Source organism: Streptomyces sp. ISL-10 (assembly GCF_018614575.1).
Lineage (GTDB): Bacteria > Actinomycetota > Actinomycetes > Streptomycetales > Streptomycetaceae > Streptomyces.
In genome coordinates, this window is the sequence record NZ_JAGGOJ010000003.1 from 707,481 (window position 1) to 733,147 (window position 25,667).

At 71.7% G+C, this 25,667-nt stretch carries 16 protein-coding genes and 2 pseudogenes; 8 read left to right on the forward strand and 10 right to left on the reverse strand.

Annotated features, from left to right (window positions below; translation table 11 throughout):
* Positions 1–41: 41 nt before the first annotated feature.
* Positions 42–1,343, reverse strand: a complete 1,302-nt coding sequence (locus tag J7E88_RS04005; RefSeq protein WP_215177197.1) for an extracellular solute-binding protein — start codon at positions 1,341–1,343, stop codon at positions 42–44.
* A gap of 251 nt (positions 1,344–1,594) precedes the next feature.
* On the opposite strand from J7E88_RS04005, the gene J7E88_RS04010 reads away from it, so the two are divergent.
* On the forward strand, positions 1,595–4,372 hold the full coding sequence (locus tag J7E88_RS04010) for a glycosyl hydrolase (protein ID WP_215177199.1): 2,778 nt from the start codon (positions 1,595–1,597) through the stop codon (positions 4,370–4,372).
* A 31-nt stretch (positions 4,373–4,403) separates the two neighbouring features.
* On the opposite strand, the gene J7E88_RS04015 is transcribed toward J7E88_RS04010, so the two are convergent.
* Together J7E88_RS04015 and J7E88_RS04020 are read right to left on the reverse strand one after the other, a co-directional pair.
* Positions 4,404–5,429, reverse strand: coding sequence for a LacI family DNA-binding transcriptional regulator (locus J7E88_RS04015; RefSeq protein ID WP_215177201.1), 1,026 nt, complete (start codon positions 5,427–5,429; stop codon positions 4,404–4,406).
* A gap of 220 nt (positions 5,430–5,649) precedes the next feature.
* Positions 5,650–7,167 (reverse strand): M1 family metallopeptidase, encoded by a 1,518-nt coding sequence (locus J7E88_RS04020; protein ID WP_215177203.1) that lies wholly within the window; start codon positions 7,165–7,167, stop codon positions 5,650–5,652.
* 189 nt (positions 7,168–7,356) lie between these two features.
* Between J7E88_RS04020 and J7E88_RS04025 the strand changes: the two genes are divergently transcribed.
* From J7E88_RS04025 to J7E88_RS04040, 4 genes are all read left to right on the forward strand, one after another.
* Entirely contained in the window at positions 7,357–9,342 is a 1,986-nt protein-coding gene (locus J7E88_RS04025) for a Xaa-Pro dipeptidyl-peptidase (RefSeq protein ID WP_215177204.1), read from the forward strand.
* A gap of 26 nt (positions 9,343–9,368) precedes the next feature.
* A complete protein-coding gene (locus tag J7E88_RS04030; RefSeq protein WP_215177489.1) occupies positions 9,369–10,646 on the forward strand; it encodes a M14 family metallocarboxypeptidase in 1,278 nt (425 codons plus the stop codon).
* Between the two features lie 80 nt (positions 10,647–10,726).
* Positions 10,727–12,520 carry a BCCT family transporter gene (locus tag J7E88_RS04035; RefSeq protein WP_374196219.1) on the forward strand — a complete coding sequence of 598 codons (1,794 nt, stop codon included), beginning with the start codon at positions 10,727–10,729 and terminating at the stop codon, positions 12,518–12,520.
* A gap of 765 nt (positions 12,521–13,285) precedes the next feature.
* Positions 13,286–14,923 carry an ABC-F family ATP-binding cassette domain-containing protein gene (locus tag J7E88_RS04040; protein WP_215177205.1) on the forward strand — a complete coding sequence of 546 codons (1,638 nt, stop codon included), beginning with the start codon at positions 13,286–13,288 and terminating at the stop codon, positions 14,921–14,923.
* A gap of 19 nt (positions 14,924–14,942) precedes the next feature.
* Here J7E88_RS04040 and J7E88_RS04045 read toward each other — a convergent pair whose 3' ends face one another.
* The 3 genes from J7E88_RS04045 to J7E88_RS04055 all read right to left on the reverse strand — a co-directional run bounded on the left by J7E88_RS04045 (position 14,943) and on the right by J7E88_RS04055 (position 19,028).
* Complete coding sequence (locus J7E88_RS04045; RefSeq protein WP_215177206.1) at positions 14,943–15,107, reverse strand: hypothetical protein; 165 nt, start codon at positions 15,105–15,107, stop codon at positions 14,943–14,945.
* A 108-nt stretch (positions 15,108–15,215) separates the two neighbouring features.
* Positions 15,216–17,618, reverse strand: a complete 2,403-nt coding sequence (locus J7E88_RS04050; RefSeq protein ID WP_215177207.1) for a Tex family protein — start codon at positions 17,616–17,618, stop codon at positions 15,216–15,218.
* A 546-nt stretch (positions 17,619–18,164) separates the two neighbouring features.
* Positions 18,165–19,028, reverse strand: coding sequence for a hypothetical protein (locus tag J7E88_RS04055; RefSeq protein WP_215177208.1), 864 nt, complete (start codon positions 19,026–19,028; stop codon positions 18,165–18,167).
* Between the two features lie 126 nt (positions 19,029–19,154).
* Here J7E88_RS04055 and J7E88_RS04060 point away from each other — a divergent pair.
* Positions 19,155–20,127 (forward strand): annotated as a pseudogene (locus J7E88_RS04060) (GlxA family transcriptional regulator).
* A 57-nt stretch (positions 20,128–20,184) separates the two neighbouring features.
* The gene (locus J7E88_RS04065; protein WP_215177209.1) at positions 20,185–20,820 is read left to right on the forward strand and encodes a DJ-1/PfpI family protein; all 636 of its coding nucleotides are present in this window, start codon (positions 20,185–20,187) and stop codon (positions 20,818–20,820) included.
* Here the strand turns inward: J7E88_RS04065 and J7E88_RS04070 are convergent.
* A complete protein-coding gene (locus J7E88_RS04070; RefSeq protein ID WP_215177210.1) occupies positions 20,807–21,583 on the reverse strand; it encodes an enoyl-CoA hydratase/isomerase family protein in 777 nt (258 codons plus the stop codon). The two genes, J7E88_RS04065 and J7E88_RS04070, sit on opposite strands and share 14 nt — an antisense overlap.
* Positions 21,584–21,833: 250 nt before the next feature.
* Between J7E88_RS04070 and J7E88_RS04075 the strand changes: the two genes are divergently transcribed.
* On the forward strand, positions 21,834–22,313 hold the full coding sequence (locus J7E88_RS04075) for an ATP-binding protein (RefSeq protein ID WP_215177211.1): 480 nt from the start codon (positions 21,834–21,836) through the stop codon (positions 22,311–22,313).
* A gap of 85 nt (positions 22,314–22,398) precedes the next feature.
* Here J7E88_RS04075 and idi read toward each other — a convergent pair whose 3' ends face one another.
* From idi to J7E88_RS04090, 3 genes and pseudogenes are all read right to left on the reverse strand, one after another.
* Entirely contained in the window at positions 22,399–22,992 is a 594-nt protein-coding gene (idi, locus tag J7E88_RS04080) for an isopentenyl-diphosphate Delta-isomerase (protein WP_215177213.1), read from the reverse strand.
* 133 nt (positions 22,993–23,125) lie between these two features.
* A pseudogene (locus J7E88_RS36950) lies at positions 23,126–24,393 on the reverse strand (GNAT family N-acetyltransferase).
* A 264-nt stretch (positions 24,394–24,657) separates the two neighbouring features.
* Entirely contained in the window at positions 24,658–25,599 is a 942-nt protein-coding gene (locus J7E88_RS04090) for a cation diffusion facilitator family transporter (protein ID WP_215177215.1), read from the reverse strand.
* Positions 25,600–25,667: the final 68 nt, after the last annotated feature.

A 25,667-nucleotide genomic window follows, 5' to 3' on the forward strand; every position in this document is an offset into this window, starting at 1 on the left:
GGGCGGGGGTGGACGACGGACCGGCCCGGAGGCTGCGGGTGTCAGCCGATGGTGTTGTCGACGCCCTTCTTCGCGTTCGACCACGCCTTGTCGGGAGAGATGCCCTTGCGCTCGACCTCGCTCAGCGCGTTGGTGATCTGCTGGTTCACATTCTGGTCGTGCACCCCGAGGACCTGGACCGGGGCTGCCTTCGCCGCGTCACCGAAGATCTGCCCGATGGGGGCATTCGAGAAGTACGGGTCCTTGGCGTCGGCGACCTCGTCGATCGCGCCGGTCGCCGAAGGGAAGTTGCCCTGCTTGCGGAAGAGCTTGGCCTGCTGCTCGGGGGCGGTGAGCCACTCGATCAGCTCGTACGCCTCCTTCTTGTGCTGGGCGGCGCGTGGGATCGAGAGGTAGGAGCCGCCCCAGTTGCCGGCCCCGCCGGGCAGTGCGGCGATGTCCCACTTGCCCTCGCCGCCGGCGCCGGCCTGGCCCTTGATGTAGCCGAGCATCCAGGCGGGGCACGGGATGGTGGCGAAGGAACCGGCGGCGAAGGCCTGATTCCACTGCGGGGACCACTGATCGAGCTCGGCGCTCAGCCCGCCCTGCGCGGCCTCGACCGAGGTGTTCCAGGCGGCCTTGAGTGCGGGGTTGGTCTCCCAGATCAGCCTCCCCGACGCGTCGTAGTAACGCTCCTCCTCCTGGCCGATCATGATGGAGAACAGGCTGCCGACACTGTCCAGCCAGGCGCTCTTGGCGGGTGCCCCGGCCTTGTACTGCCGGCCGAGATCCAGATAGCCCTCCCACGTCGACCACTTCTTCGCGAGCTCCCCGCGGTCCGTGGGCAGTCCGGCCTGCTTCAGCAGGTCGGTGCGGTAGCACATGGCCTCCGGGCCCACGTCCGTGCCGAGCCCGAGCACCTGGCCGTCCTTGCCGGTCGCCGCCGCCCACTTGGCCTCCGCGAACCGGCTCCTGAGCTTGTCCGCGCCGTACTTCTTCAGGTCCTCGAACGTGTCCGCCTGCTGCTGGCTGACCGACGCGATCCGTCCCACTTCGATGCCCTGGACGTCGGCGAGACCGCCGCCGCCGGCCAGGCGGGTCTGCAGCGACTTCCAGTAGTCGGCCTCGTCCTCGGTGTCCGTCTGCTTGATCGTGACGTTCGGGTGGAGCTTTTCGTACTCCGCGTAGAGCCCGGCCTCCTTGTAGCCGAAGGATCCGAACAGGTCGACGGTGAGCGTGACCTTCCCGCCCGCGCTGTCGGAAGCGCCGTCGGACGAACCTCCACAGGCGGCGAGCAGTGCCCCGGCGAGCGCGACCGCACCCAGTCGGACGGCTGCCCTCTTGGCGGCTCGGGCTATGGGCATGGGAAGCCTCCCTTGGCTTCGGGCTGGAGCGAGAGCGCGCGGCTGCTCTGTGAGAGCGCTCTCAGATGTGGCGACTGGAGCGTGCCCGCTCCGCGCTCTCTCCGTCAATAGTCGAAGGCATAACGGCTTGGACTCGGGCCCAAGTCCCGTCTCTGTCCCATGTATTGACACCCGCGTTTCAGGAGTTTTACGTTTCGGCCATCTGAGAGCGCTCTCGGTCCCCCTCCCCGTGATGACTTGAGGTGCCGTCCATGCCACCCCCACGCACCGGACCAGCCGCCGCGCTGGTCCTGGCCACAACCCTGGCCGCCGTAGGACTGGGGCCCGCCGCCGCACCCGCGGCCGCCGCCACCGTCCCCGTAGGATCCGGCAGTTACTCCGACACCCGCCCCGCCGGCACGTCCGGCCCCACCACCAACACCGGCACACCGGTCACCCCCAAGCTCACCCCCGCGGCCTCCTCCCGGCCGGTGCCCACCAACGACTGGTGGTCCTCCCTCGCCTTCCAGCGCTACGGCGACAACCCGTACTCCACCCCGATGTACGGCCACCCCCTCACCTACCAGGCCACCTCCGGCGGCCTCGACGTCGGCTACCCGACCACGCCCGCGATCGTCGGCGACGGCCGCCAGTACGAATTCGCCCACAAGCGCGACCTGACCATCGGTCTCGCCGGTCTCAACTCACCCGACACCAAGGCCGACGACTGGTCCGACTGGACCGTGACCCCCTACTGGTCCGACGGCGCCCGCACGCTGCGCACCACCATCGGACACGGCCTGCCCTTCGTGTACGCCAAGGGCACCGGAGCGAACGCGCAGATCACCACGGCCGGCGCGCCCACCGTCTTCGCCGACCAGGGCAACGTCCTCGGCATCACCGTCGCCGGACACCACTACGCCCTGTTCGCGCCCACCGGAAGCGACTGGAACGTCTCCGGGGCCACGATCAGCGCCGGCCTGGGCGGCAAGGACTACTTCTCCCTCGCCGTCCTGCCCTCCACCGGCGCTCTGGCGACGTACAAGAAATACGCCTACAGCTTCGTCACCGGATCGAAGGTCGCCTGGAACTACACCGGCGGCACCGTGAAGGCCACCTACGGCCTCACCACCGAGGCGAAGGAGGGCGCCGAACGCGGCACCCTCCAGGCGCTGTACCGCCATCAGTGGCTGCACACCACCGACCCGCTCACCCCGCACACCTACCTCTCGCCGCGCGGCACCATGAAGGTCCGCGAGGCCGCGTCGTTCACGACAACCCAGAAGGCGTCAGCCGTGCTGCCCGCCCTGCCGAAGTCGAACGGTGCCGACGCCGCGCGGCTGCGCGGCTACCTCAACGACGTCGTGAACGCCTCCGACCCGTTCTCCGGCGCCACCGACACCTACTGGACCGGCAAGGCGCTCGGCCGCCTGGCCCAGCTCGTACCCGTCGCCGAGCAGATCGGCGAGAGCGCCACCCGCGACCGGCTGCTCGGCCTGATCAAGGGCAGGCTCCAGGAGTGGTTCGCATCGGGCGGTGCGGCGGAGTTCTCGTACGACAAGAACTGGCGGACCCTGACCGGCTACCCGGCCTCCTACGGCAGCGACACCGAGCTCAACGACCACCACTTCCACTACGGCTACTACGTGTACGCCGCGGCCGTCGTCGCCCAGTACGACCAGGCGTGGGCCGCCGACTCCGCGTGGGGCGGCATGGTGAAGACCCTGGTCCGGGACACCGCCAACCCCAGCCGGACCGACACCGCCTTCCCCTTCCTGCGCGGCTTCGACGTGTACGCAGGACACAGCTGGGCCTCGGGCCACCAGGGTTTCGCCGCGGGCAACAACCAGGAGTCGTCGTCGGAATCCACCAACCTCAGCGCCGCGCTGGTGCTGTGGGGCTCGGCGACCGGCGACACATCGCTGCGCGACCTCGGCACCTACTTGCTGACGACGGAGGCGGAGTCGATCGCGCAGTACTGGTTCGACGCCGACGAGCAGGTCTTCCCCGCTTCCTTCGGCCATGACACGGCCGGCATGGTGTGGGGCAGCGGTGCCGCGTACGCCACCTGGTGGACCGCGAATCCCGAGGAGATCCACGGGATCAACGTGCTGCCCGTGACCGGCGGGTCACTGCACATGGGCGGCGAGAAGGCGGCGATCCGGCGCAACATCGCCGAGATGGAGCGCGAGAACGGCGGCCCGGCCGTCGAATGGCGCGACATCCTGTGGGAGTTCCAGTCGCTCGCCGACCCCGCCACGGCCAAGGCCAAGTGGGACGCGGGCCACGCCGGATACACCCCCGAGCAGGGCGAGTCCAAGGCCCACACCTACCACTGGATCAGCACCCTCGACACCCTCGGCGCGCCCGACCCCACCGTGACCGGCGACATTCCCACCTCCGCCGTCTTCGCCAGGGGCACGGTGCGGACGTACGCCGCGCACAACCACGGCGCGACGGCCCGCACGGTGACCTTCTCCGACGGCAAGACGCTCTCCGTGCCGGCCCGTTCCACCGCGACCGGCACCGGGACCGGCGGAAGCGATCCCGACCCAGACCCCCAGCCGCCGACCGGCAACACCTTCCAGCTGCGCAGCGGAGGCACCCTGACCACGGCGACCGGCGGCACGGCGGGCAGCGACACCATCGCCTCCGCGGACGGGGCCAACCACGACGGCACCCCGTACCGGCCGCTGGTCTACGAGGTCCGGGGGGTCAACGGCACCCTCAAGTCCGGTGCCTCGACCGCCTTCCGGCTCCCGGTGGACGCGGGCACCACGGTCGGCCTCGGACAGCAGGCCCGGATCAGCTACGACCTCACCGGCGACGGCACCTTCGAACGCACCGAGATCTACCACTACTTCGCCACCGACCCGGTGACCGGCTGGGAGGAGTACGCACAGTCGCGCGGCCTCAAGGCGGCGACCGGCACGCTCGGCAACCTCGTCGGCGGCACCGTACGGCTGGAGGTGTGGAGCGCGATCGGCAACGGCACGTCCAGGCTCCAGACCGGAACGGACAAGTCCGTGCTGGTGATCCCCTTCGGCTGACAAGGCCGCGGGACGCGGCGGGCGCCGGAGGTCAGGCCGACGCCCGCCGCACCAGCGTGGTCGGGGTGATGACGGACGCGGGGGTGTCGCTGCCGCCCCCGTTCAACTGCCGCATCAGGAGCCGGACCATCAGCCGGCCCATGCCCTCGATGTCCTGGCGCACGGTGGTCAGCGCCGGCCGGGTCGTCGCGACGACGGACGCCATGTCGTCGAAACCGACGACCGCCACGTCCTGCGGCACCCGCACGCCCCGCTCGCGCAGCGTCCGCAGGGCGCCCGACGCCATCAGGTCGTTGGCGACGAACACGCCGTCCACGTCCGGGCGCCTCTCCAGCAGCTCGGCCATCGCGCGGGCGCCGCTCTCCTCGGTGAAGTCGCCCCGGCACAGCAGTCCGGGATCGGCGTCGACCAGCACGTCCCGGTAGCCGTCGACGCGGTCCTGTGCGGAGGTCTGGTCGCGGGGGCCCGCGATGTGGGCGATGCTCGTACGCCCGAGCGAGACCAGATGGCGCACGGCCTCACGCGCCCCGCCGCGGTTGTCGCAGTCGACGTAGGGCACGCTCGGCGCGGAGCCGGTGACGGGACGGCCGCCGAAGACGGTGGGGATCCTGGCGCGGCCGATGACAGCGGGCATCTGGTCGTCGTTGTGGAGCGAGAAGGCGAGCGCGCCGTCGACATGGCCGCCGCCGAGGTAGCGCGCTATGCGGTCGTGGTCGCCGGGCCCTTCGACCCACAGCAGCACGAGCTGCGTGTCGTGTGCCGTCAGCTCGCGGCTGATGCCGCGGACCTGCTGCTCGAAGAACGGGTCGGAGAAGATCCGGAACTCCGGCTCGGCGATGATCACGGCCACTGCCCCGTTGCGCCGCGTGACCAGCGTACGGGCCGCGTGATTGGGCACGTAGCCCAGCTCCTCGACCGCCTGCCGCACCTTGTCGGCCAGGGGAGCCCGTACTCCAGTACCACCGTTGACCACCCGGGACGCCGTGGCCCGCGAGACCCCGGCGCGCGCGGCGACGGCTTCCAGCGTGGGACGGGACCCTGCGCTCTGCTCGGGCAAGGCGGGTGCTCCTCGTGTCTGCTCCGTCGGCTGCGAGCCCTGTACGCCGCACAGGATAACTCGCTGACCGGCGAGCCTGAGAGCGCTCCCACCACGGCCTCCTCGCCGAGCCCGCGCCCGGCGCCACCTGTCGGGCCCCGGCTGTGGTGTGCCGCGCCGGAGGGAAACGAGCCGGTGCCCCGCAGCCGTTCCTGGGCAGGCGGGGCACCGGGAAAACACCTCAGTGGTCGTGCCCGCGCCCGTCCCCGTGGTCGTGGATCGTGTTCGTCTCCGCGATCTTCCTCCAGGACTTCGGCTCGACCGGCGCGCCCGCGTCACTCCGGGCGATCCGCGCCCCGGCCGCCGCCTGCGCGGCCGGCTTCGCGGGCTCGTACAGCCATGTGTCGAACAGTGCCGCCAGCGGCCTGCCCGAGATCCGCTCGGCGTACCGGACGAAGTCGCCCACCTTCGCGTTCCCGTACGCGTGCTCCGCCGGCCAGCCCTTGAGAATCGCGAAGAAGTCCTCGTCGCCGATCTCGTTCCGCAGCGCCTGCAGCGCCAGCGCACCCCGGTCGTAGACGGCGATGTGGAACTGGTTGTCCGGTCCCGGGTCGCCCGGCTTCACGGTCCAGAACGGGTCGTCGGCCGCGCGGGTCGCGTACACATGGTCCGCCAGCTCCTGCGCCGTGCCCTCGCCCTCCTTCTCGGACCACAGCCACTGGCTGTATCGGGCGAAACCCTCGTTGACCCAGATGTCCTTCCAGCCGTCCACCGAGACGCTGTCGCCGTACCACTGGTGCGCCATCTCGTGCACGACCACGGAGACGTTGGCGCCGTTCGCGAACTGCCGCGGGCTGTAGAACGGGCGTGTCTGGGTCTCCAGCGCATAGCCGCTCTTCACGTTCGGCACATAGCCGCCGAGCGCGTTGAACGGATAGGGGCCGAAGATCTCCGTCAGCCACTCGGTGACCTCCCCGGTCCGCTCGATGCTGGCCCGCGCAGCCCCCGCGTTCCCGCCGAGGTCCTTGCTGTACGCGTTGAGGATCGGCAGCCCGTCCGCCGTCTTGTCCGTCGTGATGTCGAACGTGCCGACGGCGAGCGTGGCCAGATACGACGCCTGAGGCTTGTCGGAGCGCCAGTGGAAACGGGTCCGGCCCAGCCGCGACGTCTGCGAGACCAGCACCCCGTTGCTGATGGCCTGGGTGCCGTCCGGGACCGAGACGGAGACATCGTAGGTCGCCTTGTCCAGCGGGTGGTCATTGCTCGGGAACCACCACACCGCCGACTCGGGCTCCTGCGCGGCGACCCCGCCGTCCGGGGTGCGGTGCCAGGCGGTGTAGCCGCCGATGCTGAGCTCGGACGGCTTGCCCGCGTACCGGACGACGACGGTGACCGGCCGGCCCTTGTCCAGCGGCGTCACCGGAGTGATCTCCAGCTCGTGGTCGCCGCTCGTCGCGAACGCCGCCTTCCTGCCGTTCACGCGCACCTCGCCCACCGAGAGCCCGAAGTCGAGGTTGAGGCGGCTCAGGCGCTGGGTGGTGGTGGCGAGGATCGTCGCCGTCCCCTCCAACAGGTCCGTCTCCGGTTGGTACTTCAGCCTCAGGTCGTAGTGGGAGACGTCGTAACCGCCGTTCCCGGCTGCCGGGTAGTAGGGGTCGCCGATGCCCGGGGCCCCGCTCGACGTATTTGCGGCCGATGCCGGGATCGCCAGCAAAAGAGTGGCCGCGAGCGCGCTCGGGACGATGAGTCTGCGGTGCACAGGAGCTCCAAGTCGTGGGGAAGAACGATCAGTTGGACTCTATGCACGGCCGGGGCCGCCGGTCAGGAGCGAAGCCCGGCCTTTCATCCGATTGCCATGCGCCCGACATGGCATCCGGTGTCCCATCGGTCGCGTCTGTGCCCTGATTGCCCTCTGTCGCACGGGAGTTGACGGGAGTACCTTCCGCCCATGCCGATACCTGTGCGGGCCACCCGCCTGACGTACAGATCGCTGGTCGCCGCGACCGCCGCCGCCCTGATCACCGTGGGCCTCGCCCCCTCGGGCGCGCAGGGCGCGCCGCCGCGCGAGAGCCGGCCCGTCTACTCCTACGAGAACGCGATCCGCGAGTCCGTCTGGGTCGACACCGGGCTCGACGAGGACGGCGACGGCCGCACCGACCGGGTCGCCGTCGACATCGTCCGCCCGCGTGAGACCGCGCGAGCCGGGCGGAAGATTCCCGTGATCATGGACGCCAGCCCGTACTACTCATGCTGCGGGCGCGGCAACGAGAGCCAGCGCAAGACCTACGACGAGAACGGCGACCCCGTCCAGTTCCCGCTCTACTACGACAACTACTTCGTTCCGCGCGGTTACGCCTTCGTCGCCGTCGATCTGGCCGGAACCAATCGGTCGGACGGCTGCGTAGACGTCGGTGGCCGCTCGGACATCCAGTCCGCCAGGGCCGTCGTCGACTGGCTGAACGGCCGCGCCCACGGCTGGACCTCGCGCTCGGGCGGCGAACGCACCCGGGCCGACTGGACCACGGGCAACACCGGAATGATCGGCAAGAGCTACGACGGCACCATCGCCAACGGCGTCGCCGCCACCGGCGTACGCGGACTCAAGACCATCGTCCCGATCGGCGCCATCTCCTCCTGGTACGACTACTACTTCGCCAAGGGCGCGCCGCTGTACGACTCCGGCCCCGACTGGCTCTCGGGCTACGTCGAGAGCCCCGAGGCCCGCGAACGCTGCCAGGCCGTCCAGCAGCGCCTCGTCGACGGGGCCCCGCGCAGCGGCGACCTCACCGCCCTGTGGACCGAACGCGACTACGTCCCCGACGCGGACAAGGTCAGGGCCAGCGTCTTCGCCGTGCACGGCATGCAGGACCTCAACGTCCGGGCCAAGCACTTCGGCCAGTGGTGGGACGCGCTCGCCGACAACGGCGTCGAGCGCAAGGTGTGGCTCTCGCAGACCGGTCACGTCGACCCGTTCGACTTCCGCCGCGGCACGTGGGTCACCACCCTGCACCGCTGGTTCGACCACTATCTGCTCGGCCACGACAACGGCGTCGACCGCGAACCGATGGCCGACGTCGAGCACGCCCCCGACCAGTGGTCCACGGACCGGGTCTGGCCTCCGCGCCGCACCGCCACGACCGCCCTGCGCCCGGGCCCCGGCCGAGCTCCCGGCGTCGGCACCCTGTCCCTGACGCCCGCGCGCCCCGGCGCCACCGAGACGTTCACCGACGACCCGCGGCAGGACGAGACCGACTGGGCCGCCGCCGTCGACACCACCACAGCGGCCAAGGCGGGATTCGTCACCCGCCCGCTCGGCCGGGACCTGCGCCTGTCCGGCTCCGGCCGGGTCACCGTCACCGCCACGCCCTCGACCAGCAGCGCCCATCTGACCGCCGTACTCGTCGACCTCGGCCCCGCCACCATCCGCGACTACGCGGCAGCCGGCGAAGGCATCACCACGCTGCCCGCACGCACCTGCTGGGGTGCGAGCACCGCAGGCGACAGCTCCTGCTTCAAGGAGACGAAGGCGCACACCGCCGAGGTCGGCCACACCGTCTTCAGCCGTGGCTGGGCCGACCTGGGCAACCACGCGTCCGCCGCCGAGGGAAGGCCGCTGACACCCGGCAAGCCGTACACCATCACCCTCGATCTGCACGCGAGCGACCACGTGGTCCCGGCCGGGCACCGGCTCGCCCTCATCGTCGCCGGCACGGAACGGAACCTGATCGAACCGCCCGCAAGCACCCCGCGGCTCACCCTCGATCTCGCCCGCACCACGGCGGACCTGCCCCTCGTCGGCGGAGCCGCCGCCTTCGCCCGCGCCATCGACCGGTCCGCCGCGTCCGCCGGCACCCCCGGCGCGGGCGGCCGGAGCTCCGACGGCGTCGCAGGGCCGCGTTCCATCCGTCCGATCCCGGGAGGCAGCACCCGATGACACCCCGCACACGACCGATGCTCCGGATGCCGCGTCTGCGCACCCTCCTGCTGACCGGCGTGGCAGTGGCGTTGGCCGCCCCGCTGGTCACCGCGCCCGCCCAGGCCGCGCCCGCCGCGCCCCGCACCGGCTTCGAGACCAGCAACGGCGCCCGCTGGACCACTCAGCCCGAGGAACAGGCGCTGCTCGCCGCGGTGGACCGGGACAGCACCTCCGTGTCCGTCGAACGGATCGGCAGCACCAAGCAGGGCCGCCCGCTCCAGCTCGTCCACCTCGGCAACCACGACGCCGCCCACACCGTCCTGCTGATCTGCAGTCAGCACGGCGACGAGCCCGCCGGCCGCGAGGCATGTCTGACCACCGTCCGCGACCTCGCCTACGGCAGTGACCCGGCGACCCGCCGACTGCTGTCCCGCACCCATCTCCTCGTCGTGCCCACCGCCAACCCCGACGGCCGCGCAGCGGACACGCGCGGCAACTCCGACGGCGTCGACATCAACCGCGATCACATCGCCCTGAAGACCGCCGAGGGGCGGGCCGTCGCCGCCGTGATCCGCGACCGGCGCCCTGACGTCGTCTACGACCTCCACGAGTACGGAGCCACCCCGCCCTACTACGACAAGGACCTGTTCGATCTGTGGCCCCGCAACCTCAACACCCACGCCGACGTCCACCGGGAGGCAAGGACGCTGTCCGATCGCTATGTCCGTCCGGCCGCCGGACGCCAGGGCTACTCGACCGGCACGTACGGCATCTGGACCGACCCCGTCACCGGGGAACCGCTCAAGCAGACCGCCGGTGACGGCCAGGAGCGCATCCTGCGCAACGCGACCGGCATCAAGAACGCGGTCGGACTGCTGATCGAGAGCCGCGTCGACGCGCTGACGCCCGAGGAGCAGGCGGATGCCGCGCTGAACAACCGGCGTCGCGTGCACAGCCAACTCGCGTCGCTGGGGGGACTGTTCGCCTTCAGCGAGGAACGCAGCGGCCGGATCGAGGCGGCGACCGGCGCGGCACGGCTGGCCGGCTTCGCGGACCGCGGGCCGGTGTATCTCGGCGGGGCCGACAACGACCCCGCCACCCCGGAGGAGACTCTTCAGGACCCGCCCTGCGCCTACCGTCTCGACACCGCCCAGTACGCGGACGTGCAGGATGAACTGGCCCTGCACGGCGTCGTGGTCCGGCCCGTGGCGGGAGGCGCCGTCGTGCCGATGCGGCAGTCCCGGCGCACACTGGTCCCACTGTTGCTCGATACCCGCGCGGCCCATCACCTCACCGAGGGGAAACCTGTTGACGCCTGTTGATCCCGGGAGCTGATCGGCCGGTGTGGTAGGGGGTAGCGGGGAGAGCAATCGGACTCCGTGAATTCGTGAAAGGTGCCCCCGTGTCGCACGAGGAACAGAAGCCGGGCAAACGGCTGTGGTACCCGGTCAGGGCAGCGCTGCCGGGCCGCCACCCGCACGAGGAGAAACCGGCCGTCACCGACCGCGTGGTGTTCGGCGTGACGGCCGTCCTCACCCTCGCTTTCGTGATCTGGGGCTCGGTGTTCACCGAAACGCTGGAGGACGCCTCCGACACACTGCTGAACGGCCTGATGCACAACGGCGGCTGGGCCTTCGTCCTGGCCGCCTCCGGCTTCGTCGTCTTCGCGCTGTGGCTCGCGATCAGCCGCTACGGCAGGATTCCGCTCGGCCAGGAGCACGAGGGGCCCGAGTTCCGGACCGTGTCGTGGGTGGCCATGATGTTCAGCGCGGGCATGGGCATCGGCCTGATGTTCTACGGCGTCAGCGAACCGCTCGCGCACTACACGACACCGCCGCCGGGCACCGATCCGGTCGACTCGGCGGACGCCATGCAGACCGCTCTGGCGACCACGCTCTTTCACTGGACCCTGCACCCGTGGGCCATCTACGCGGTGGTCGGCCTCGCCATCGCGTACAGCACCTTCCGGCGGCGCAGGCGTCAGAACATCAGCGCCGTCTTCGAGCCGCTGATCGGCAGGAAGAACGCCAACGGCGCGCCGGGCCGCGTGATCGACATCCTCGCCATCTTCGCCACGCTGTTCGGCTCCGCGACGTCCCTGGGCCTCGGTGCCCTGCAGATCGGCAGCGGATTCAGGGAACTGGGCTGGATGGAGGCCGCCGGGACCGGTCTGCTCATCTCCATCATCGCGGTGCTGACGGTGTGCTTCGTGGTCTCGGCCGTCTCCGGCGTCGAGCGGGGCATCCAGTGGCTGTCCAACACCAACATGGTGCTCGCGGTGGTGCTCGCCCTGTTCGTCTTCATCGCCGGGCCCACCATCCTCGTCCTCGACCTCGTGCCCACGTCGCTGGCCTCCTACCTCGACGAGCTGCCGCAGCTGGCCGGCCGTACCGAGGCGGCCACCGGCGGCGGTGACGTCGCGGACTGGCTGAGCAGCTGGACGGTCTTCTACTGGGCGTGGTGGATCTCATGGACGCCGTTCGTCGGCATGTTCATCGCGCGCATCAGCCGCGGCCGGACGATCCGTCAGTTCGTCGGCGGCGTCATCCTGGTGCCGAGCACGGTCAGCCTGGTCTGGTTCGCCGTCTTCGGCGGCACCGCGATGAAGCTCCAGGAGGACGGCCGGCTGGGTGAGGAGACGACGCCGGAGGGCCAGCTCTTCGGCGTGCTGCAGGAGTTCCCGATCGCGAGTGTCATGAGCCTGCTGGTGATGATCCTCGTCGGCATCTTCTTCGTCTCCGGAGCGGACGCCGCCTCGATCGTGATGGGCACACTGTCCCAGAAGGGCACCTTCGAACCGGCCCGGCTCGTCGTCGTCTTCTGGGGCGTCGTGACCGGAGCGGTGGCGGCGGTGATGCTGCTCGTCGGCGAGGGCAAGGGCGACGCGCTGGCGGGCTTGCAGCACCTGACGATCCTCGTGGCGGCCCCCTTCGTGCTGGTGATGATCGGCATGTGCCTCGCCCTCATGCGCGACCTGCGCCAGGACCCGCTGATCGTCCGCGGCGAGATCGCCGAGGAGGCCGTGGAGTCGGCGGTGATCGCGGGCCATGAGAAGTACGCGGGCGAGTTCCAGATCCGCATCGGCCCGGGCCCGGGCCCGGAGGCGGGCCGGATCCCGCCGGAGGAAGGGGACGAGGGCGCCCCGGAAGCCGCCCCACCGGAGGAGGGAAACCGGGACCGCCCGGAGCGGGGCTGAGCGCGGGCCCGTGCGTCGGGGGGCCGGCGGGACCCGGGCGGGTGTGACGGAGCCCGGCGGCTCGGGGGCTCGGCCGGACTCGGGCGGGTGTGACGGAGCCCGGCGGCTCGGAGGCCCGGCACCGGGACCGGCCGAGCACGTCAGCCCGGCGCAAGCCGGCCGGGGGCAGGGCCGAGCGCGGCGGCTCGGGGGCGGGCTGACTTCGAGCAGGCTCGCCCCGGGCCGCCTGGGCCGAGTGGTCCGACGCCGTCGGCCGGTTGTAGCCGGGGTGGGGTCCTTTGCGCGGCGCGTCGGCCCGGAATTCCGGAGGACCAGCCAAGTCGGGGCTGCGGCGGGCGACTGCCCGGGCCGGCCCGGGTGCCGCGAGGCGCTCGACGGCGACCGTTCGCGGCATGGTCGCCGGTGACCACCCGCCGGATCGCCGTTCCGGCGGAACCTGCCCAGCCGGGCCTGCGGCGGCCATGGGGGGATCGGGCACCAGGTCCCTGGCGCCCAGCCCGTGGAGTGCACGAGCATCGGCGCTCCGCTCTCGGCCTGCGCCCGGCCGAAGGCGGTCACGTGGCGGCGTTCGACCGTGCCACCCGCCTCCGACAGGCGCTGCTCCAGCCACCGCAGGTGGACGGGCATGCATGTGGATCAAGGGATCCGGACCCGCAGCCCCGCTGCGTAGCCGGCGGGCAGCTCCCAGGGCCCGGCCTCGCGCAGGGCACGAGCTATCCGGGGCCGTACGACCGTCCCCGGTGCTGGCTTAGGATCGATCTCCTGATGACTGCCACTCTTGTCGCGAAGGACCTCGCCGCCGGCCACGGGGACCGTTCGCTCTTCTCCGGCCTCGATCTCGTCGTCGCGCCCGGCGACGTCATCGGCCTCGTCGGTGTCAACGGCGCCGGCAAGTCCACGCTCCTGCGCATGCTCGCCGGGCTCGACCGCCCCGAGCAGGGCGAGCTGCGGCTCTCGCCGCCCACCGCGACCGTCGGTCACCTCCCGCAGGAGCCTGATCGCCGCGAGGGCGAGTCCGTACGGGACTTCCTCGCCCGGCGCACCGGCGTGACCGCGGCGCAGGCCGCCATGGACCGAGCCACCCAGGGCCTTGTCGACGGCGAGCCCGGCGCCGACGACGCCTATGCGATCAGCCTGGAGCGCTGGCTGGACCTCGGCGGCGCGGACCTCGACGAACGCGCCGAGGAGGTCGCCGACTCCCTCGGGCTCGCCGTCGGCCTCGACCAGCCGATGACGTCGCTCTCCGGTGGCCAGGCCGCGCGCGCCGGACTGGCCTCCCTCCTGTTGTCCCGCTACGACGTCTTCCTCCTCGACGAGCCCACCAACGACCTCGACCTGGACGGACTGGAGCGCCTGGAGACCTTCGTCCAGGGCCTGCGCGCGGGCACCGTCGTGGTGAGCCACGACCGCGAGTTCCTGACCCGCACTGTCACCAAGGTGCTCGAACTGGACCTCGCCCAGCAGGAGATCACCCTCTACGGCGGCGGTTACGCGGCCTATCTGGAGGAGCGCGAGACCGCCCGCCGCCACGCGCGCGAGGAATTCGAGGAGTACGCAGACAAGAAGGCCGCCCTCGAGAGCCGCGCCCATATGCAGCGCTCCTGGATGGACAAGGGCGTGAAGAACGCGCGCCGCAAGGCGACCGACAACGACAAGATCGGCCGCAAGCTCCGCAGCGAGGCGAGCGAGAAGCAGGCGGCCAAGGCCCGCCAGACACAACGCATGATCGAACGCCTCGACACGGTCGACGAACCCCGCAAGGAGTGGGAGCTGCGGATGGAGATCGCCGCCGCGCCCCGCTCCGGCTCGGTGGTCGCGACCCTTCGCGAGGCCGAGGTCCGCCGCGGTGAGTTCCGCTTCGGACCGGCGTCACTGCAGATCGACTGGGCCGACCGGGTCGCGATCACCGGCGCGAACGGCGCGGGCAAGTCGACGCTGCTCGGCGCTCTCCTCGGCCGGCTCGCCCTCGACGCCGGGCATGCCTCGCTCGGCTCGGGCGTGGTCGTCGGCGAAGTCGACCAGGCGCGGCAGCTGTTCCACGGGACGCAGCCGCTGCTGGACGCGTTCTGCGCGGCCGTTCCCGACACCGAACCGGCCGAAGTACGCACTCTGCTCGCCAAGTTCGGGCTCAAGGCGGTCCATGTGCTGCGCCCGGCGACCTCCCTGTCCCCGGGCGAGCGCACCCGCGCGGCCCTCGCCCTGCTCCAGGGACGCGGAGTCAATCTGCTGGTGCTGGACGAGCCGACCAACCACCTCGACCTGCCCGCCATCGAACAGTTGGAGTCGGCGCTCGAGTCGTACACGGGCACGCTGCTGCTGGTCACGCACGACCGCCGGATGCTGGACGCGGTCCGCACCACGCGGCGCGTCGAGGTGGCCGCCGGCAAGGTCACCGAGATCTGAGCCGTAGGGACGGCCGCCCCTACGGGCGGTCCTCCGGCTCCTCGTATTTGTCGTCGTCGCGCCGGGCGGGCTCGGCGGGCTTCGCGGCACGGTCGTCGGCCGTGCGCTCCTTCTGCCGGGCCTCCCGCTGCTCCTCTTCGAGGTGCTTGCGGACCTCTTCGGGCTTGTCTCCGACCTGGTTCATGCGGCCAGCGTCACACGACCCCGCCGCCCCCGCACGTCGGCCGAAAACGCCTGGGGCGGGCAGGGAAACGCCTGCCCGCCCACGACCTCAGCGGTCGGCGTCAGCGCATCAGCGGCGCCCCTTGCCGCCGCGGCCACCGTCCAGCAGGCCCGCCTTGCGCAGGGCGTCCGCCATCGCGCTGTTCGCGGGGGCCGGGGCCTGGGACGGGCGCCCGCCGCCGTTCCCGTTCCCACCACCGCGCCGGTCCCGGGCACCGCCACCGCCGGTGCCGCCTCCGCCGCTGCCCTGGCGCTGCTGCGGCGGCCGGCCGCCCCGCTCACGCTTCGGCGCACCGGTCGCGGTGGTCTCGTCCTCCAGCCGCAGCGTCAGCGAGATCCGCTTGCGCGGAATGTCGACGTCGAGCACCTTCACCTTGACCACGTCGCCGGACTTCACCACGTCGTGCGGGTCCTTGACGAACGTCTTCGACATCGCCGACACATGGACGAGGCCGTCCTGGTGGACGCCCACGTCCACGAACGCCCCGAACGCGGCGACATTCGTGACGACACCCTCCAGCACCATCCCGGAGGCCAGGTCGCCGATCTTCTCGACGCCCTCCTTGAAGGTCGCCGTCCTGAAGGCAGGACGCGGGTCACGTCCCGGCTTCTCCAGCTCGCGCAGGATGTCCGTCACCGTCGGCAGACCGAAAGTGTCGTCCACGAACTCGGCGGGCCTCAGCGATCGCAGCACTGCTGTGTTCCCGATCAGCGACGCGACCTCGCCACCCGTCGTCTTCACCATGCGCCGCACGACCGGATACGCCTCCGGGTGCACGCTGGAGGCGTCCAGCGGGTCGTCGCCGCCGCGGATCCGCAGGAAGCCCGCGCACTGCTCGTACGCCTTCGGGCCGAGCCGCGCCACGTCCTTGAGCGCCTTGCGGGAACGGAAGGGGCCGTTGCTGTCGCGGTGGGCCACGATGTTCTCGGCGAGGCCGGCGCCGATGCCCGACACCCGCGAAAGAAGTGGAGCGGAGGCGGTGTTGACGTCGACGCCGACACCGTTCACACAGTCCTCGACCACCGCGTCCAGCGAACGCGACAGCTTCACCTCGGACAGGTCGTGCTGGTACTGGCCGACACCGATCGACTTCGGGTCGATCTTCACCAGTTCGGCGAGCGGGTCCTGCAGCCGCCGCGCGATCGACACGGCCCCGCGCAGCGACACATCCAGGCCGGGCAGTTCCTGCGAGGCGAACGCGGAGGCCGAGTACACCGAGGCCCCGGCCTCCGAGACCATGACCTTGGTCAGGCCCAGCCCGGGGTGCTTGGCGATGAGTTCACCGGCGAGCTTGTCGGTCTCACGGGACGCCGTGCCGTTGCCGATCGCGACCAGCTCGACCGCGTGCTCCTTGGCCAGGCGGGCCAGCTTCGCCAGCGACTCGTCCCACTTGTTGGCCGGGACGTGCGGGTAGATCGTGTCGGTCGCGACGACCTTGCCTGTCGCGTCCACGACGGCGACCTTCACGCCCGTACGGAAGCCGGGGTCGAGCCCGAGCGTGGCGCGCGTGCCGGCGGGCGCGGCGAGCAGCAGGTCCCGCAGGTTCGCGGCGAAGACCCGCACCGCCTCGTCCTCGGCGGCCGTACGCAGCCGCAGGCGCAGGTCGATGCCGAGGTGGACGAGGATCCTGGTCCGCCACGCCCAGCGCACCGTGTCGGCGAGCCACTTGTCGCCGGGCCGCCCCTGCTGGGAGATCCCGAAGCGGGCGGCGACGATCCCTTCGTACGACGACGGGCCGTCCACCGGCTCCTCCGGCTCCAGGACGAGATCGAGAATCTCCTCCTTCTCGCCGCGGAACATGGCGAGGATGCGGTGCGAGGGAAGCTCGGTGAACGCCTCGGCGAAGTCGAAGTAGTCGGCGAACTTCGCGCCCGCCTCCTCTTTGCCCTCCCGGACCTTCGCCGCGAGCCGCCCGCGCGTCCACATCCGCTCGCGCAGCTCACCGATCAGGTCGGCGTCCTCGGAGAACCGCTCGGCCAGGATCGCCCGCGCGCCCTCCAGCGCCGCGGCCGGGTCCGCGACGCCCTTCTCCGCGTCGACGAACGCGGCGGCCGCGGCGAGCGGTTCCACCGACGGGTCGCCGAGCAGTCCCTCCGCCAGCGGTTCGAGCCCGGCCTCGCGGGCGATCTGCGCCTTGGTGCGCCGCTTGGGCTTGAAGGGCAGATAGATGTCCTCCAGCCGCGCCTTGGTGTCCGCGGCGCGGATCTGCGCCTCGACCTCGCCGGTGAGCTTGCCCTGCTCCCGTACGGAGTCCAGAACCGCGGTCCGCCGTTCCTCCAGCTCCCGCAGATAGCGCAACCGCTCCTCGAGCGTGCGCAGCTGCGCGTCGTCGAGCATCTCGGTCGCTTCCTTGCGGTAGCGCGCGATGAACGGCACGGTCGACCCGCCGTCGAGCAGCTCGACGGCCGCCTTCACCTGCCGCTCGCGTACGCCGAGCTCCTCGGCGATCCTGCCTTCGATGGACGTGGTCACGGTTCCCCGACTCGCCTTCTCGGTGCTGGCTGTGCTTGAGCCTGCATTGTGCCGGGTGCCGCCCTGCCGTGTCGCGTGCCGCCGCGTCGGGAAGAGGGACTGACTGGGGCATTTCCCCTGTTTGTTCGGTCGCTCGACCGGGGGTGACAGGCCGGTGTATCCCCGAGCCGCCCTTGTCCGTGAGCCGTTGCCGACCAAGTTGAGCCGGTCTGCGTCGACCCGGCCGCGTGGCGGGCGTGGGTCGGCCGTCCGGCCAGGAGCCGCCGCCCACGGGTAGCGCCGGTGCGTGCCGGGGGTGGGTGCGGCGGCGGCCCGGCACATCCAGCGGCCCGCGGCCTTCGGTGTTCACGCCGGGCGGCGGAGGACCGTCGGCTCGGTGACCGCCTGCCCTGCCCGTACGGCGTCGCCTGCACGGGCAGGGCGGTTCCGTCGGCCGCATCCGTTCCCAGGGCGTAGCCGCACCCGGGGGCAGGGGCGGTCCCCGCCCGAGTTCGTCGCGTCGCCCCGTCGCCCGTCGGACCGCCTGCGGCGGGGCGACGCGACGCGTCAGCCCTGGCCCGTCGCGTCCGACGGGAACGCGCCCGCCGCGAACGCCGTCAGCAGGAAGCCGCGGCCCAGCTCCGTCAGGCGCTCCACGCCCTTCGCGCCCAGGTGTTCGTACGGCGCGAGGTCCATGCGGTCCGTGTGGTCCTCGACCTCGCTGCGCAGCGCCGTGCCCGTCTCCGTCAGCGCGCCCTCAGCATCCAGCAGTCCGCGCTCCCGCAGCCGGTCCTGTGCCGCGTCCCAGTCCGCGCGGCGCCAGCCGCGAGTCGCGAGGATCCAGCGCGGTGCCATGCCCTTGCCGGTGGCGGTGTGGCTCACCAGCGCCTCCAGCGGGTCGAGCCCCGCGAGCAGCAGCGCGGCCAGGTGCGCGTCACCGCGGTGTTCGCGCAGCAGGGTCGCCGCGTGCCAGTACGCGAGGTGCGGCTCGGCGGGCACGGGCAGATCGGCGTGCGCGGCGTACAGCGGCCGGGCGTGCCGCGTGCACGCCTGCGCGGCGCGCAGGGCGAGTTCCGCCGCCTCGGCCAGCTCGTCGGACGCGACGACCTCCTCGCCGAGCAGCCGTCGCAGCGTCGCGTCGGCGGCGCGCAGCCGGGCCGCCAGCACCGTCTCGGGGGACGCGGTGTCCCACACGGCGGGCAGGTGCCGGCTGATCAGCTCGGGGTTGAAGTTGTAGAAGGCGGCGGCGACCGTTCCGGGACCGACGGCGCCCATCGCCGCGGAGCGGGCTGCGAAGTAGGCGGCGTTGGGGTCCTCGACACCGATGCCGGCCATTTCCGTGCCCAGATCGGGCGAGAAGTAGACGGTGGAGTGCAGCGGGTTCAGCGCGTTGTGGCAGCGGCGTCCCGCGCGCGGGGGAAGAGAGCTCATGAACGCAGGTTACCGACTGGTTGGTACGTCGGCACAGGGGCGGCCGTCACACGCCCCCCGCCGGATGGCAGGAAAGGGGGGACATTCGTCATTGCCGCCCCCGGGTCCGACACGAAGGATGAGGCCATGACCGAGCGACCCGTCCTCGTCGTCCTCTTCGACCAGGTGCAGAGCCTCGACGTGACCGGACCGGTGGAGGTCTTCGCCGGTGCGCGCAAGGTGATCGGCGACCCGGCGGCGTACCCGATCCGTACCGCGTCCCGCGACCGCGCACCCGTACGCACCTCCAGCGGCCTCACGCTCGTCCCGGACCTCGCGCTCGCCGACGCCCCGCGTCCCCACACCCTCCTCGTGCCCGGCGGTGAGGGCACCCGGCGTCCGGACGCGCAGGTGATCGACTGGCTCCGCGAGCACGGCCCGCACGCACAGCGCCTCGTCTCCGTGTGCACGGGCGCCCTGCTCCTCGCCGAGGCCGGGCTGCTCGACGGGAGGCGCGCCACCACGCACTGGGCCGCCTGCGACCACTTCGCCCGTGCGCACCCGCAGGTGGACGTCGACCCCGACCCGATCTTCGTCCGGGACGGTGCGGTGTCGACCTCCGCCGGTGTCACGGCAGGCATCGATCTGGCGCTCGCGCTCGTCGAGGAGGACCTGGGGCGGGACGTGGCGCTCACCGTGGCGCGCCATCTCGTCGTGTTCCTGCGCCGGCCGGGCAACCAGGCCCAGTTCAGCGCCCAGCTCGCCGCCCAGACCGCCCGGCGCGACCCGCTGCGGGAGGTGCAGCACTGGGTCACCGAGCACCCGGCGGCCGACCTGTCGGTGGAGGCGCTCGCCGGCCGGGCGCGCCTGTCACCGCGCCACTTCGCCCGCGCCTTCCACGCCGAGACGGGCATCACGCCGGGCCGCTACGTCGAACGCGTACGCCTCGAACACGCCCGGCGGCTCCTGGAAGGACACGGCCGACGGCGTCGCGCACGTCTCCCGCGCCTGCGGCTACGGAACCCCCGAGGCCATGCGCCGGGCCTTCGTCAAGGCGCTCGGCGTCGCGCCCGCCGAGTACCGCCGCCGCTTCCGCGCCACGGTCGCGCCCACCGTCTGAGCCCCGTACCACTGCCTCGACCCGCCCACGCACACCACCCAGCGAAGGAGCCCTTCCATGCAGATCGCCGTCGTTCTCTTCGACCGCTTCACGGCCCTGGACGCCGTCGGCCCCTACGAGATGCTCTGCCGCCTCCCGGACTCGGAGGTCGTCTTCGTCGCAGAGCGGCCCGGCCCCGTGGTGAACGACCGCGGCGAGCTGTCCCTCGTCGCCACGAAGGGCTTCGACGACATTTCCGGCCCCGATGTCGTCGTCGTACCGGGCGGGCCCGGCCAGAGCGACCAGATGGAGAACGAGGCACTGCTCGGCTGGCTGCGCGCCGTCGACGCGACCTCCACATGGACCACATCCGTGTGTACGGGGTCGCTGCTGCTGGCCGCCGCCGGGCTGCTGAAGGGGCGCGAGGTGACCTCGCACTGGCTCGCCCTCGACGTCCTCAGGAGTTTCGGCGCCGAGCCCACCGGGCGCCGGGTCGTGACCGACGGCAAGTACATCACCGCCGCCGGCGTGTCCTCGGGCATCGACATGGGCCTCACCCTGGTGGGCAGGCTCGCGGGCGACGAGCACGCCCAGGCCGTGCAGCTGCTGACCGAGTACGACCCGCAGCCGCCCTACGACACCGGCTCGCCGGACAAGGCGCCCGCCCACCTCGTCGAGGAGTTCCGCACCAAGAGCCGGTTCATCCTGCAGTAGGCCCCGCGGTCCAGTCGAAACGCGGCGCCCTGCGCTCCAGGAAGGCGGCGACCCCCTCGGCGGTGTCGCCGCTGCCGCGTGCCTGCTCCGCCCAGTACGCGTCCCGGTCGGTGCGCCCCGTGGTGAACTCCTTGGCGGCGCACTGCGTCAGCTGCGAGCGTGCGGCGAGGATCCGGGTGAACCCGGCCGCCCGCCGGCCCAGTTCGCTCTCCGGCAGCACCTCGTCCACCAGCCCGGTGCGCAGCGCCCGATCCGTGTCGATCAACTCGCCCGAGAACAGCAGGTACTTGGCCGCGGCCGGTCCCACCAGGGCCGCCAGCCGCCGGGTCGAGGCTGCGGGGTAGACGATGCCGAGCTTCGCAGGCGTCACGCCGAAGCGCGCGTCGTCCGCGGCGAACCGCAGATCGCAGGCCGCGGCGAGCTGGCAGCCGCCGCCCACGCAGTACCCGCGCACGACGGCGAGCGTCGGCTTGGGGAAGCCGGCGAGCGCCTCCTCCGCGCGGACCGCGAGCGCCTGCGGGTCCTCGCCCGGGTCGCGCAGCGAGGAGATGTCCGCGCCCGCGCAGAAGGTCTTGCCCTCCCCGGTGAGCACCAGCGTCCGCACGGCGCGGTCCCGGGCCAGGTCGGCGAGCAGCTCGGGCAGGGCCCGCCACATCCCGGCGGTCATCGCGTTGCGCTTCGCGGGGTTGCTGATGACCACGGTGGCGACACCGTCCTCGACGGTGTGTGCCAGCTGCGGCTGCGGCGACTTGGTGGGCTCCATGCGCCGGATGCTATCCGCCTGGTCAGGACCGTCGATCACGAAGGGTGCCGGGAAAAAGGCTGCTGAAACGATCGGCCGGACGAATTGGACAGAAGGGCGTCGCGACCAGTCGCACAACTGACGCTGTCATACGCAAACGGTTAAAAGGCGTTGAAAGGTAATCAGTTTTGTTCAGCTGCTCGGTCCGAACCAACTGCCTGTCAACACTTGTTACTCGAAGGTCAGTGGCAAACGAGCCGAGGGTGAAACTATGGAGAGCCGCGGGAGCGTGCCCGCCCGGCCGCTGTCGTACGAGGGGGTCTGGCGTTTCACCGCTCCGGCGGTGGACGTCTCCGTACCGCAGGCCCGGCACGCAGTGCGGGACCTGCTGTACCGCCAGGGAGTGCCGGTCGCCGACGACGTGGTGCAGGGACTTCTGCTGATCGTCTCCGAGCTGGTCACCAATGCCGTACGGCACGCGGCCCTGCTCTCCCCCGAGGTCGCCGTCGAGGTCGCCATCGGCGCCCAGTGGGTCCGTGTGTCCGTCGAGGACAATCACCCCTACCGGCCCAAGGCGCTGGAAACCGACTCCGCGCAGACCGGCGGCCGGGGCCTGCTGCTCGTACGGGAGATCACCCGGGAGGCGGGCGGGCTGTGCGACGTGGAGCACACCGTGAGCGGCGGCAAGATCATCTGGGCCGAACTGCCGCTGATGATGCCGGTTCTGAACGGGGAGGCGACTCCGATCTAGGGGTGTCCGTCCCAGATCCGCCGGGACCACCCCTGGCCCCCACGGGGCGGTGCGGCCGGCGCCCGGACCGCACCATCCGCACGCCTCACCAGCCGCCGGACGGCCCCGTCAGTTCCCTGACCGCCGGGCGTGCGGCATCCAGCACCGTCATGAACCATGCCGAGAACGGCACCCGCCCGTGCATCTCCGTGAGTTCGTCGGGCGTCACGAAGGCCGTCTCGCCGACCTCCTCCGGATCGGGCCGCAGCGCGGACTGCACCATGCCGACGAAGAGGTGGTTGTACTCCTGCTCCACCAGCCCAGAGGCCGGGTCCGGATGGTTGTAGCGCACCGTGCCCGCCTCCGCGAGCAGCGACGGCGAGATCCCGAGCTCCTCGTACGTGCGCCGGGCGGCGGCAGCGAAGGGCGCCTCGCCGGGGTAGGGGTGGCCGCAGCAGGTGTTCGACCAGACACCGGGGGAGTGGTACTTGTTCAGCGCGCGGCGCTGCAGCAGCAGCCGGCCCCGCTCGTCGAAGAGGAAGACGGAGAACGCGCGGTGCAGCCGACCGGGTGCCTGATGGGCGGAGAGCTTCTCCGCGGTGCCGATGGTGTTCCCCTGTTCGTCGACCAGTTCGAGCAGGATCGCTGGTGATGTGCCGTTCGACGAACTGTTCGCCGCGGTGGCTGGTGTGATCGGCATGACCATCCTTCGCATCGTTCCTCGGCCCTTGGGGAGCCCGCCCAGTCTGCCGCAAAAACGGGGCTTGTCCGCACTTCGGCAGCCTGGCATGTCCGCCCCGCCGTGCCGGCGCACGGCGGGGCGGACGGGCGTGTCAGCCCCTGAAGGCCGCCGGCCGGCGGATGACCCCCGAACGGACGGTGGCCGATCCGTGCAGCGTCAACGCCGTCATGGCCTGGTCCGGCACCACGAAATCTGGCCGGATTCCGTGCCGCGAGGCCCGCTCGCAACCGAACCGCGGGACGGAGTGACCCCGGATGGCCCGGAACCACCACCAGGCCTTCACCGCGCGCCCGCGCCGCGTCCGGCACGGCCCGTACCACCGCCTGCCCCGCGCCCTGGCGCCGATACCGGGACGCGGTCGCCACCGGGGCCGGCGCGAGCGCGGGCGCGTCGCCCACCCGGCACCGGGTGAGCAGCGCGTACGCGGCAGGTGAGCCGTCCGCCGCCTCGGCGACGTACGACAGGCCGGGCAGCCACGCCTCGTTGTCCGACCGGAGCGCGTCCACCAGACGTGCTTCGTCGGGCGTGGGGAAGGCGGCGGCGTTCAGCTGCCGGCAGCGGCATTCAGCTCCCGGACGGCCGCGGCGTCGCCGAGGTCCCCGGGCGAGTGCTCCGGCCCGGGGTGTCGGGCCGCAGCACATAGCCGGTGTAGCCGTACTCCCTGCCGTGCTCGCGGCGCATCGCGATCTCCTCATGTGTGGCGGCCAGCGCCTCGGCCATGCCGGGCGCCTCGGGGTCCGCGGCGGCGGCCCGTGCGGCGAGCGGGCCGTAGTACTCGTCCCAGTCGCTCTCGGGCTGGCGGTGCACCGTCAGGATCGTGTAGCCGGCTCGGGAGACCGCCGCGCAGTTCTCGGCGGTCGTACGCAGGCGGTAGTGCCCGTCCCAGAAGGCACGGGCGGCGGCCGACGGCTCGGCCGTCCACTCGCACTCGGTCAGCACCAGACAACCGCCGGGGGCGAGCAACCGCCGCCACGAGGCGAGAGCGGTGTCGAAACCGATGGCGTAGGCGGAGCTCTCCGCCCAGACGAGGTCGAACGACCGGTCGGGGAAGGGGAGGTCCGCCATGTCGGCGCGTACGGTACGGATCGCGTCACCGAGGCCGCGGGCGTCGGCGGACTGCCTCAGCTCGTCCAGGAACGGCTGATGCAGATCGACCGCTGTCACCTGCGCACCGGCCTCGGCGGCCAGCAGCAGCGCGGAACGGCCCGGACCGCAGCCCAGGTCGAGGACCCGCGCACGCGCGGGGAGCGGGCCGGCCGCTGCCAGCAGCCGCCGCGAGGTGGTGTCGGAACCGGGACCCTGCCGCGGCAGGCCGTGGTGCAGGGCGAAGAAAGCGTCGTGCAATGTGTTGTCGGACAACGTGGAACCCTTGTGTGTGAAAGGGCTCCGGCCGACGGCACGACCGGGTCCGCCGAAGCGGACGAGTCCGATCAGTGGTGGCCGGGAGCCCGGGAGATGACGGACCGGGCGCTGCGCACGGCAGCCTCCGCTGCGACAGTCATCAACCTCAGCTCCTCTCGGGGCCCCACCAGGGGAATCGGCCGGCACCGGACACCGGTTCGGCCGGGACGCGGATCGTCCTCCGCGTCACCCTAACAAGCCCCGCGGTTGCCACGCAGCGCTTCAGTGGCAGAGCTTCGCCTCGTGCGCCGCGTGCCCGACCGGCTCCAGCTGGAAGGTGCAGTGCTCGACGTCGAAGTGGTCCCCGATGCAGCCCTGCAGTTCGTGGAGCAGCTTCTCGTACCCCACCGCGTCCAGCACGTCCTGTGCCACCACCACATGGGCGGAGAGCACCGGCATGCCCGAGGTGATCGTCCAGGCGTGCAGATCGTGCACGTCCTCCACACCCGGCAGCGCCAGTATGTGCGCCCGGACCTCGCCCATGTCGACGCCCTTCGGTGCCGCCTCCAGCAGCACGTCGAGCGTCTCGCGCAGCAGCCGCACGGTCCGCGGAACGATCATCAGGCCGATGACGAGGGACGCGATGGGGTCGGCGTACTGCCAGCCCGTGGCCAGGATGATGCCCGCCGACACGAGCACGGTGACCGAGCCGAGGGCGTCGGCGAGCACCTCCAGATAGGCACCGCGGACGTTCAGGCTCTCCTTCTGCCCGCGCATCAAGAGCGAGAGCGACACCATGTTGGCCACCAGGCCGATGACCGCGAAGACGATCGTCAGGCCGCCGCGGGTCTCCGTCGGTGTGATGAATCGCTCGACCGCCTCGAACACGAGGTAGCCGCCGACGCCGAGCAGCAGCAGGCAATTGGCGAGCGCCGCGAGTATCTCCGCCCTCGCCAGTCCGAATGTGCGATTCAGCACGGCCGGACGGTTGGCGAAGTGGATGGCGAGCAGCGCCATGCCCAGTCCGACGGCGTCCGTCGCCATATGGGCCGCGTCCGCGATCAGGGCGAGCGAGCCGGACAGCACACCACCGATGATCTCGATCACCATCACACCCAGAGTGATGGAGAGCGCGATACGCAGCCGTCCCCGGTAGGCCGCGGCCGCGGTCCCCGTCGGCGGCGGCCCGCCGTGCGTGTGCCCGTGGTCGTGCCCAGCCCCCATGAGGATGCCTCCCAGCGAATGTCCGGCCTGTCTTCCCGGCACCTCAGTGAACAACGGGCGGGGGGTAT